General features: G+C 37.8%; 9 protein-coding genes. 1 reads left to right on the top strand and 8 read right to left on the bottom strand.

Translation table 11 applies throughout. The features are described from left to right. Positions 1–16 precede the first annotated feature (16 nt). The 8 genes from IGI78_RS05950 to IGI78_RS05915 form a co-directional block, all read right to left on the bottom strand. Positions 17–1,276, bottom strand: coding sequence for a CDP-glycerol glycerophosphotransferase family protein (locus tag IGI78_RS05950; protein WP_430618542.1), 1,260 nt, complete (start codon positions 1,274–1,276; stop codon positions 17–19). Further along, positions 1,188–1,937, bottom strand: a complete 750-nt coding sequence (locus IGI78_RS05945; protein WP_170924076.1) for a WecB/TagA/CpsF family glycosyltransferase — start codon at positions 1,935–1,937, stop codon at positions 1,188–1,190. Before IGI78_RS05945 ends, IGI78_RS05950 begins: the two co-directional genes overlap by 89 nt. Then, positions 1,927–3,144 carry a CDP-glycerol glycerophosphotransferase family protein gene (locus IGI78_RS05940; RefSeq protein WP_229045585.1) on the bottom strand — a complete coding sequence of 406 codons (1,218 nt, stop codon included), beginning with the start codon at positions 3,142–3,144 and terminating at the stop codon, positions 1,927–1,929. The genes IGI78_RS05945 and IGI78_RS05940 overlap by 11 nt, the downstream gene beginning before the upstream one ends. A gap of 28 nt (positions 3,145–3,172) precedes the next feature. Then, a complete protein-coding gene (locus IGI78_RS05935; protein WP_223080166.1) occupies positions 3,173–4,876 on the bottom strand; it encodes a hypothetical protein in 1,704 nt (567 codons plus the stop codon). Between the two features lie 179 nt (positions 4,877–5,055). Next, complete coding sequence (gene asnS, locus IGI78_RS05930; protein WP_140965418.1) at positions 5,056–6,354, bottom strand: asparagine--tRNA ligase; 1,299 nt, start codon at positions 6,352–6,354, stop codon at positions 5,056–5,058. Between the two features lie 43 nt (positions 6,355–6,397). Further along, positions 6,398–7,591 (bottom strand): pyridoxal phosphate-dependent aminotransferase, encoded by a 1,194-nt coding sequence (locus tag IGI78_RS05925; protein ID WP_140965417.1) that lies wholly within the window; start codon positions 7,589–7,591, stop codon positions 6,398–6,400. Positions 7,592–7,641: 50 nt separating this feature from the next. Beyond that, positions 7,642–8,142 (bottom strand): DUF5590 domain-containing protein, encoded by a 501-nt coding sequence (locus tag IGI78_RS05920; protein WP_086292801.1) that lies wholly within the window; start codon positions 8,140–8,142, stop codon positions 7,642–7,644. Between the two features lie 48 nt (positions 8,143–8,190). Then, entirely contained in the window at positions 8,191–10,947 is a 2,757-nt protein-coding gene (locus tag IGI78_RS05915; RefSeq protein WP_140965415.1) for a helicase C-terminal domain-containing protein, read from the bottom strand. Between the two features lie 212 nt (positions 10,948–11,159). On the opposite strand from IGI78_RS05915, the gene IGI78_RS05910 reads away from it, so the two are divergent. Continuing rightward, positions 11,160–11,930, top strand: a complete 771-nt coding sequence (locus IGI78_RS05910) for an SDR family oxidoreductase (RefSeq protein ID WP_081118747.1) — start codon at positions 11,160–11,162, stop codon at positions 11,928–11,930. The last annotated feature ends 57 nt before the right edge of the window (positions 11,931–11,987 follow it).

Genomic DNA, 11,987 nt, shown 5'->3' with positions numbered 1-11,987 from the left:
CTTAATTCAATTGTTCTTAAAATTCCATTATTTTTTTTACAACTGCTTCGCTACTTTTGCTCATTCTTCTACAGTACTTATCACAAAAGTTCGAATATTTTTTTGAAAATATAATTGAGTAGTTTGAGGTCATATTTATCATAAATTTAAACTGCTTGTAAAAGTCCTCTTCATTTGTGGAGATAGCTCCTGGTAGTTCATTTATATAATCAATATAGAATCCACGGATTTCTCTTTCGTAATGATCTAAGTCATAAGCGTAGAATAACATCGGTTTACGAAGCTCTGCAAAATCAAACATTACAGATGAATAATCAGTGATTAAAAAATCAGAGATTAAATATAAATTATTAATATCTTCTGAGCTATTAATAAAGACCTTCTGTTCATACCCATTAATGTCAATTGAGTCTTCTACTAAGTAATGCGGCCTTAGGATTAAAACATCATCTTCATTCATCAAATCGAAAACTTTATTTAATTGGAAAGGCATCTTAAATTTGTAATTTCCTTTACTAATGTAATAGTCGTCTCTCCAAGTAGGAGCATACAGAATCACCCTGCCATTAGTTCTACCCAAAATTTTCTTTTTCAATATATTTTTAATTTCATTATTACTACCATATTTAACCAAATGATCATTCCTTGGATAACCAATTTCAAGAAACTCATTTTTAAATTGAAAAGCTTTTATAAAAATCCTTTTCGAATAATCATTCGGTGCAATCAAGAAATCCCATCTTTCTGACTCTTTTATAAAACTTTCTTTGTAAGATTCATTCGTTGTACCTGGAATAGAAACATTCTGAATGTCTAATCCTAATTTTTTTAAGGGTGTACCGTGCCAGGTTTGAAAATACACAGTCTGTTTGTTCTTTTTTAACCAAATTGGCATTCGGGCATTAAATACCCAAAAGTTAGATCTGGGAGCTAAAAATAACCATTTAATAGAAAAACGAACAACAAAGTTAATCTCAGGAAATCTCTCTTGAGCTATACTTAAATATTTTTTTTTGATTCCCCAATAAACATACCAATCGTTACAGTCTATATTGTTTATAAATTCGTTATAAATTGCATAGGGATTGTCTCCAGGGAGCTTGCCATTAAAATTTTCAAAAAGAATCGTATTTTTCTTAACGGAAAAATACGAAGCGATAAAATTAAAAAGTTTACCGTAGAGATAACTAATTATCTTTTTTATGTTTGTCAACTCCTCTATAATTCCACCACAAACTTTTAAAAAGAAAGGAGGGCAATTGAAAAATCCTTCCAATTCTAGATGGATTGCTTAGTGAACGATACATCCATTCCAAATTATATTTTATAAAAAACTGTGGTGCTCTTTTCACATGTCCACTTAAAACATCAAAACTTCCACCAACATCTTGAAAGATACTTACATTCAACTTGTTAATATTCCTAGATAGCCATTGCTCCTGTTTTGGAAAACCTAATGCAACAAATAGAAAATCAGGCTTACACTTGTTGATTTCCCTAACAATTTCTTGTTCACTTAGATTAGTATACCCATCAATTGCGCCTACTATATTAATTTTAGGATAAGTGGAGCCAATATTGGCAATAGCGTCTTTAAGGATTTCTATTCTTGCACCATAAAAGAAAACACTTTTCCCATTTACATTAGCATACTCCAATAGCTTTAACATCAAGTCAAAACCTGCAACCCTCTCCCTAATATTTCCACCTGTTAATTTTGATACTAAGACAACCCCAATACCATCAGGAATACGATGTGTACTAGTTTTTATCAAATCAATCACTTCAGGAAACCTCTTAGCCTCAATTATGATTTGAGGATTAACACTAATGATAGTCATCTTTTTCTTTTCTAACAAGTAGTACGGAAGATCACTTAAAATCATTTGATACGTAAGATTGTCTACTGGGATCCCCATAATTAACTCAGTTTTCATATTGTTTATCGATCCAATCTATTAGTTGTTTCATAGCTCTTCCATCTGCAAAAGTATTCCAAATGGAATTAAACTCTTTTAAATCTGATTTATTTTCTTTTAAAAACGAATTTTTAAGATCACTATGACTATAAGCAATTGTCCCTGTTACGTATTTTTCAAATAACTCTTGTATTCCAACCTTAGTACTATAAGTTTTGTAATCATACCAAAAATAGATAATTTGCCCATTGGGATTTGCTAATGAATATTCAAAAGGAATAGATGAATAATCTGTTACTAGATAATCAACATATGGAAGGATAGATGTTAAAGACACACCTTTAGGAAGCTGAATAATCTCAGGAAAATCAGCTAATTGATCTCTTATAAAATTATCATGCGGATGCGGATGGATAATCAATTGCAAGTTCGATGGGATTTGTTTTATAAACTCTTCTAAACTAAATGATTGATCTCTTTCAGTCTCACGATATGTTGGAGCATAGAGAACCAAGGGTTTTTTTATAAAATCAAATTTTAGTTCGTTTTTGAATTGATGACTAAAATATTGATCAGTTAAAGGATACCCAAAAGGTAATATACCATAATTTTTAGCATAGCTCTTACAAAAAATCTTAGCCATCATTGGAGAACTAACTACCAAGTGAGTAAATCTATTGTATACTGCTTGATATCTTTTTTTATCAATATTCGATTCACTAGATACATAATTTGCTTCTAACCCAAATTTTTTTATAGCACCATTCGCATGCCAAAGTTGTACTACACTAACTTCTTTATCGAAGTTAAATTCAGCAAGTAAAGGAAAATAATTATCACATAAAATCATTTTACTTGAACCTAGAACAGGAATCACCTTAGTATATAAGTCGTATAAAGAATCAATCGATAAAGTTCGATTACCCTGAATAGAAAACCTTTGAGCCAGTTCAGCACAATTCTTTGTATAGCAGATAATCACTCTTCCTCTATATTTTTCTATCAATTTATCCAAAATATACTCACTTGAAGAGGGGAAACTTAATAAAAATACGATATGCTTATTTTTTTTTCGTTTTACTTTCGATAACCATTTAATTGGCAATAAGTAAATTGTCTTAGCCAAAGGTTTTATATAATTTATAATTGTAATCGCCTCTTTTACACTAACCCTTATTCTAACCGATATAAGAAAAAAAGAAAATATTTGTAACAAAACCGTCATATAGTCATTAGGATGGGTAACAATTCTTTTATGATAAATGAAAGTTATACTTTTTTATTAAGGTTACGATTATGAAAAATAGCAACACAATACAAGGAATTATTATTGTAATAGAAAAGAACCAAGGATTATTATATGATACTATAAGATTATTTTCCCCCTTAACCTGGTTCACTGTTACAACTCCTATTGTATTGACATCGAAGTCTTCATCTGAAAGAGAATTGCCATTTAAAATCAAATTTGTTCGTTTATATTTGATAATCGGAATTTTTATACTTTTGTTTGAATTGGATTTCCAAGTAACCTGTAGTTTACCATTAACCACGCTTTTTTCGAAAAAATGATTTTTTTGGATGATTTCGTCTCCATAGGTCCCATATCTGCTTATTTTATCATCATTATATAAAGGAAGGTAATCTGGCGTAGACTTCTGAAAGCTCAAAAGAAGCTCCTGTTTATCTTTTGAAAAAAGTTGATTTTTCATTTTGAATTCGTCATCTTCGAAAACAAACGAGTTTACTCTAGTATTTACAGCAGTGTCACTTTGATGCCATTTAATCATTTTACTCGTATTCATATAATTTATTTGAACTAAGCTTAAACATAGTAATATAGCTAAGTAAAATGGATTTGCTATTCTCGCACCTTTATAGTATCGCATCATTATTGCCAAACCTATTAATAACAAAACTATTGAGGTTATAACGAAACGAAACGGAAATTGTATAAGCCCTAAAATAGGGTTCTCCAAGCTAGATAGAAATTTCCACGGTATAAAATTTGTTGAAAGAATAGTAAATAAAGCAACAATTGCCACTATTATTTTCAAAAAAGGTTCAAATTTATATTTCTTATTTAGTATTCCACAGAATAGAACTGCAAAAAGAACCGGAAGAAATTTAGGATACTCAACCCAATATGAACTATTGGCTGTAATCGTATTATTCTCCATATGTTCATTTAAAAAAGGCGAAACTAATCTATTGCCTAGATAAACATCTATCATATTTACCCATACATTAGTAGTTAGTAACAAAAATGAAAAAATTGATATAATTAATTCTTTCAATAGCGATTTTTTTTTATCTGTTGTCAAAAAAGAATATATAAAGAAGAAGAAATAAACCATTACTAAGAAGATTGTCGATAAAACATGGACTTGAAACATAGCACTAATTGCCACTGAGGTTCCTATAACACTTAGTTTTTTTTCTTCAATTAATTTTATCAATGGTATCATACACAGCGGAAGAATTGCAGCTGGCCAAGCTGAAAGACCTTGTTGATCTATCCAATATTGAATTGGATAAGTAGTCATAAAAAATATACTGAATCCAGCAGAAATCCAACCATTTACTTTAATTTTTTTCAAGAAAATCAGCATGGAGAAACCGGAAATATTATAAAGTATAAAGTTGGATATTATTTGATATTGAAACCACGATTTTGAAATTATTACAATAATTCCTTGGAAATATGCAAATAGTGGACCATACAAAGCGTTGATGATTCGTCCGGATTGTTGAAACCCATACATTGATATAAAGTATTGATAATTTCCATTTTTTATTTGCTCACTTACATCATAAAAGCGATTATAATGAAAGATAGCGTCAGAACCAATAATAACTCCTCGCAGATATAACTGCGGAAAAATTAAAATGAAACTGGCAAATAAAATCAAAAACATTTGTATATATAATGGATATTTTTTAAAAAAACTCAGCATTTAAAAACTCCTCACATTTTCTTTTTACCTCTATTATTATTTTGTTTCTAAAATTGATTCTTATCGTATAACCCATATAAATATATAGCTATAATGTGGGAATTTCAACCTAAAAGGCACAGTATTTTTTCAAACTAAAAAAGCTAGCACCATTTTTTTAGTACTAGCTTATGTCAACTTTAAGGATAAATCCGATTCAACAACCGTGGAAACGGAATGGATTCTCTTACGTGCTCGATTCCTGATAACCAGGTAACGGTCCGTTCTAATCCAAGACCAAAGCCGGTGTGAGGGACTGAACCGTACTTGCGTAGGTCTAAATACCATGAGTACTCGTTTTCGTCCAAGCCGTGGGCGCGGATTTGTTCTAGCAGGTATTCATGATCGATGGCACGTTCAGAACCGCCTATGATCTCGCCATAGCCTTCTGGTGCAATCATATCGGCACAGATCACGACATCTTCTCTCGTTGGATGTGGCTTCATATAGAAAGGTTTGATGGCTTTTGGATAGTTTAAGATAAAGACGGGCTGATCGAATGAATTGGCAATAAAGGTCTCATGTGGTGAGCCAAAGTCATCGCCCCATTGAATATCATCAAAGCCGTGCTTTTGTAATAATTCCACTGCATCATCGTAAGAGATTCGTGGGAATGGTAATTTGGTGTATTTTTTCAAGACTTCACGGTCACGGCCTAAGACGTCAAGTGCATAGTCACAGTTATCGAGCACATTTTGCACTAAGAATGCCACGTACTGCTCTTGGACTTCCAAACTTTCTTCTTGATGCATAAAGGCCATTTCTGGTTCAATCATCCAAAATTCAATCAAGTGACGACGTGTCTTAGATTTTTCAGCACGGAAGGTTGGTCCAAAAGAAAAGACTTTGCCAAACGCCATAGCAGCAGCTTCCATGTACAATTGACCAGACTGAGACAAATATGCTTTTTGATCGAAATAGTTGGTTTCGAATAAATCAGTCGTTCCTTCTGGTGCTGATCCGGTTAGGATTGGTGGATCGATTTTGATGAAGCCATTTTTGTTGAAGAATTCATACGTTGCCCGGATGATTTCGTTTCGGATTTGCATGATGGCATGTTGTTTTGAAGAACGCAACCATAAGTGACGATGGTCCATCAAGAAATCTGTTCCGTGTTCTTTTGGTGTAATTGGGTAATCGTGGCTTTCACCGACAACTTCTAAACCAGAAATGCCAATTTCATAGCCAAATTTTGAGCGGCTGTCTTCTCTGATTTCCCCAGTGACCAGTACGGCAGTTTCCTGATTTAGATTTTTCGCTAATTGGAATACTTCTTCCCCTACTTCACTTTTTACAACGATTCCTTGGAAATACGCTGTTCCGTCGCGAAGTTGTAAGAAGGCGATCTTCCCACTAGAGCGTTTGTTAGCAACCCATGCTCCGATTTGAACGGTTTCGCCAACGTGTTTTTTTGCATCTAAAATTTGAATAGATTCCACTTGATTCTCTCCTATCTAATTAATAAAGGCACCATAGAGCATTTTAAGCTTTTTGGCGTTTCTTTTCAACAAAATCATGGATTCGTTTGGTAGCTTCCGCTAACGTGTCCCAATCAGTTGCATAGCTGATCCGTAAATAATCCGGTGTGCCAAAACCAGCACCAGTCACTACTGCCACGTGGGCTTCCATTAGTAAAGCTTCTACGAAGGCATCAATGGTTTGATAACCGCACATTGTCATGGCTTCTTTGACATTTGGGAACAAGTAAAACGCGCCTTGGGGTTTCGTCACTTTAAAACCAGGAATAGCGGCAATTAACGGATATAGTTTATTCAAGCGTTCTTCAAAGGCCTGACGCATCACTTCGATCGATTCTTGATTACCAGTCAGTGCCTCAACTGCTGCGTATTGGCTAGCAGCCGGCGGGTTGCTGGTAGCTTGGGAAGCGATATCGACCATCGCTTTGATGATTTTTGCATCGCCGACAGCAAATCCGATCCGCCACCCAGTCATAGAATAGGTTTTAGAAACGCCGTTGATCACGATGGTTTGCTTGCGGATCTCTTCTGATAGGCTAGCGATCGATGTAAAGGTATTGCCGTTATAAACCAAACGACCATAGATATCATCGGCAATGATCCAAATATTATTTTCCACTGCCCAGTTGCCGATTGCCGTTAACTCTTCTTTTGAGTAAATCGTCCCTGTTGGGTTGGCAGGCGAGTTTAAAATGATGGCTTTCGTTTTCTCTGTACAAGCAGCTTCTAATTGAGCAACAGAAACTTTAAAATCAGCTGCTTGTTTGGCTTCAACAAACACAGGTGTCCCTTGCGCTAAACGGACTTGTTCCGCATAGCTGACCCAGTAAGGTACTGGAATGAGTACTTCATCCTCTTCATCAAGGAGTGCTTGAAACAGCGTATAAAGGGCAAATTTTGCGCCATCTGTCACGATCACTTGGTTTGAATCATAGTCAGCACCATAAAACTCTTTCATATAAGCAAGAATCGCCTGTTTTAGCTCTGGAATCCCAGCAGTTGCTGTGTAAAAACTAGCTTTGCCACTCTCAATCGCTGCAATCGCTGCTTGGCGAATGTTCTTCGGGGTAATAAAGTCGGGCTCACCGACGGTTAGACTTAATACGTCTACACCTTGGTCTGCTAATGCTTTTGCCTTAGCAGATGCCGCTAACGTAGCGGAGGGTTCTAATTTTTCTGCTCTTTTTGAAAGTACCATGTTTATCATCCTTCCTACGATCCAAATTTCTGTCTATCATAAGCGGCTTTCTATAGTTCAGTGACCGCTTTGATTTCTTCTCCATCTTTGAAACCAATCAAATAATAGTTCAAGCGACCTTGGTCGTCTTTAGTCATGACTTCCCAAGCGGGCTCGCCTTTAAAAATACCCAATGCTGCTTTTTGGATTTGCTGCCCTTGATGGTTGTCGCGAACGAAGGCCTTGGCCTGTGCTTCCGTCAATCCATCCCCTTGATTATAAACGGAAACCTTTTCGCCGCTTTTAGGAATGATCACGACGATCTCATTGTTATTCGTATCTTTTCCAACAATGCTAAAAGATGTCTCCTCACGGGTGAACCAATAGAATTGTTCGACCTCTGCTAAATCAGTGTATCTTTCTGCTATTTCGATCGCTTCGTTTCTTGCTTGTCGCATTGGACGAGAAGAACGGAGATAGAAAATAGAAGCGAAGAGAATAACGATCAGTAAAACCGTGATCGCACTCAGCAAAATAATCACTCGCCGATGTTCTTTGTCTTTTGTTTTCACACTTCGTACTCCAATCTTAAATAAAACTCATTATATCAGATGTTTGACTCATTTTTCAAAATCAACCGCCGCTTTTTCCTCTTGCGCAAAAAAATGTTGAATATCTTCGGCAATTTCGGTTGGGCTGGCTTCAATCAGAGGCAAGTTTTTGGGTAGACCTTTGACCATCCGTTTGCCATACTTTGTTGATAACAAGCGTCGATCAAGGACGACCATCACGCCTGTATCCTCTTCAGAACGGATCAAGCGCCCCAACGCTTGGCGTAGCCGTAGAATCGCTTTAGGTAAGGCATCTTCTTTGAAAGAATCGATGCCTTCTGCTTCCAAGAAGGCATGCCGTGCTTGGACCATTGGTTGCTTAGGATTCTCAAAAGGCAAGCGAGTCACCACAGCGATCTTCAAGGCCTGACCTGGTAGGTCGACCCCTTCCCAAAAACTGCTAGTCCCTAATAAGATGCCATTTTCCGCTAATAAAAATTTCTTTAAGATTTTCTCACGGGTTCCGCCAGTTCCTTGAGCAACGATTTCTCTGCCATAATGCAGGGCTTTTTTATTCAATCGATCATAGACATTTTTCAAAGTTTCATGCGCCGTAAACAACACAAGCGCTGGTTGCGGATTGTCAAACAAAATTGGGACTAACGCTTCGACTAAATAATCCGCGTATTCAGCAGCTGATGCTTGTTGGATCGAGAGACCTTTTTTAACTACATAGAGTCGAGTTTGTTTGCTGTAGTCATAAAAAGCGGGAATCGTTTTGACTGGCACATCGGTCAAGCCGATCTGATGGGCAAAATATTCTTTATTTCCCGGGATCTTCAATGTCCCCCCTAGATAAATGATGTGCTGATAGCGTTGATACCACGTGCTTTCCACAATCGAATGCCCTTCTAGATCAGCTAACTCAATCACAGCATTTCCTGACTGGGGATGCTTTTTTAACCAATGAACGTAACGAGGATGCCACCAAGTCAACCATGCGGTCACCGTTTGTTCCTGGGTTTCCATTTGACTAAAGAAATCCAATAAACGGGCAATCACGATTCGTTGTCTTGCATACCACCGATCATTGGTCAACTCGAATCGCTGACGCAGCTGTTGTTGGATCTCATTGATTTCTTGATAGTAAAGGATCAATTTCTGATGCAGCTTGTCTTGTGCTAACGTGCCATCGTAGAGGTCGTCATGGTGCACGACTTGTAGCTCTGGCGCATCGATCGACAAACTGCGAAAATACTGTTCTTGTGTTTCGACCAAGATCGACAACGCGTTTCGGTACAACGAGAACATCCGTTGTAAAAAATCATCCTCGGTAATGATTTGGGCAATTTCTTCAAATAGTCCTTCTTCATTTAGCTGTAAAAACTGCCGCTTGAAGTGAGCAGAGTCAAAGACATGTTGACTAAAGCCTTCTGCTTGCTGCGGCAACTGTTGGGCTTCATCGATCAATAAGTAATCACTCGCTGGCAAAAGCGGCTGCACTCGCCGGTTTTCCTGCATCAAAAAGGCATGGTTGACGATCAAAACATTGCTTTGCGCTATCCGCTGATATAAATGTCGGACAAAATCTTGTTCATAGAAGGGTTGATCTTTGGCTAAAAAGGCAACGCCGCGATGGCGGATGTCGGTAAATAAGGGATGATCAAGTCGAACCAAGTTCAATTCATCGAAATCTCCCGTCTCTGTTTTAGTTAGCCAAACTAAGATCCCCATTTGGTATTGCGCATATTGCTTTTGCTCTACCGGTTGATCAAGGGTCGCTTTAAAACGCTGCAAATCAATGTAATGACGATGGCTTTTGACCAAGACCGCTTGCAAAGGTTGCTGCAGTACTTGGTTTACCAAAGGAATGTCTTTGTTGATGATTTGATTTTGCAATAGAATTGATGAGGTACTAACGATCAATGGATTTTCTGGTGTCACTAGATAGGCGGCTGGAAACAAGTAACCGATGGTTTTCCCCATGCCTGTTTCGGCTTCAATGATCAGATTTTTCTCTGGCTGGGTGTAATGCGTATACACTGCATTCATCAAGCGTGCTTGTTGTTTCCGATAGACTAAGTGCTGCCCAAAGCGCTGTTCTTTTTCCGTTTTAACTTTCGGATACGTTTCTTGAAAATGCGTAGCTTCAAAAAGCGGAACGGTCTTTTTCCGCAAGACGATACCGTCGATCACTTCGAAATCTTCTGCCAACTCTGGGCCTTTTTCTTTTAAGATCCCATGGATATAGTCACTCGTTTGCATGCCCATTTGACCGCTTAAAAGCGCAATTTGTTTAAGGGTCGTTCGGGGCAGTTCTCGCATGATCGCTTCGATATACAAAAATAAAGCTGCGGTCACTTCTGCATCACTATCTGCTTGATGCGGGTTATCATGACGAAAGCCAATGCTGTCTGCTAGGTCACCTAAACGAAAGCTGCTTTCTGTTGGTAAAAACACTTGTGCCAATTCCACCGTATCGATTCCGGGAAGTGATAAAGGTGGCAGCCCGCAACGCACAAATTCATTGCTTAAAAAATGATAATCAAAATAAATATTATGCGCCACAAAAATCGTGTTGCTGAGTAAGTTATAGATCGTATCAGCTACGTCTTCGAAATATGGCGCTTTGCTTACTTGTTGGTTTGTGATGTGTGTCAATCGTTGAATTTGCTTAGAAATTCTGCGGTCAGGGTTGATATCTGCGGCAAAACGATTGATGATCTTGCCATCTTGGACTAGGACACAGCCAAATTGAATAATTCGATCAACCGTCGAATCGGTTCCTGTTGTTTCAAGATCCACCACAGCGTATATGGGTTTCATTGTATTCCTCCTTGCACACTGTCTGCATTATACTACAAAATCAATGGCGATTACATCTGTTTTCCCACTAGATACAAGGGGTCTCAGGAGGTAAAACTAGAAAGCTAACCGTTCGCGTGTCCCATCTGAAAGAGTTTGGTGCTGGTCGCTGATCGCTTTTTTCGACAAAAAAAGGGATCTTTTTTATAATTTACTATAAGGAGGCGAAAAAAATGAATGATTTCAAAAACAAACGAGTGATTGTAACGGGGGCTGCTTCAGGAATTGGAAAAGCGGTGGCAGAACAATTTCTAGCCCATGGTGCTCTTGTTGGGTTGATTGATCGCAACGAAGAGGAGCTGCAGGAGTTTCTTGCTGACTATGACGCACAAGCCCATTATCGAGCGGTTGACGTCACCGAAGCGGATAAGCTGCAAGAAGCAATGAGTGGTCTTGTGGAAGAACTAGGTGGACTTGATGTACTCCATGTCAATGCCGGCATCAACGGTACCTGGACACCGATCGAAGAGCTGACGGTGGCAGAATGGGATCAGACGATCAACACAAATTTACGCAGTACCTTTATTACCGTCAAAGCGGCCATTCCCTTTATGAAAACAAACGGTGGCAGCATTGTCATTACGAGTTCAGTCAATGGAAACCGCATCTTCAGCAATTTTGGTGCGACAGCTTATAGTACATCTAAGGCAGGACAAGTTGCCTTTACAAAAATGGCTGCGCTGGAACTTTCCGGTTATAATATTCGGGTCAATGCTATCTGTCCTGGGGCGATCGCAACGAATATCGATGCCAACACAGAAATTGAAGAAGAAGTTGCTCGCGTTGAGATCCCCGTCAAATATCCAGAACGTTCTCGACCATTAAAGCAAGAAACAGGCGTGCCAGAACAAGTCGCCAACCTTGTGCTTTTTCTTTCTTCAGAGGCTGCGGGCAATATTTCTGGAACGGAAGTCTATATTGATGGAGCGGAATCTTTACTTTAATCCAACAAAAAAACGAAAAATCAAACCTGATACCCTCACTTGTTTCATTGAAGCCCT

It is taken from the genome of Enterococcus sp. DIV1767 (genome assembly GCF_050542585.1).
GTDB lineage: Bacteria > Bacillota > Bacilli > Lactobacillales > Enterococcaceae > Enterococcus_D > Enterococcus_D innesii.
The sequence above is the reverse complement of the archived record's forward strand: the minus strand, read 5'-3'. Positions and strand labels throughout refer to the sequence as shown.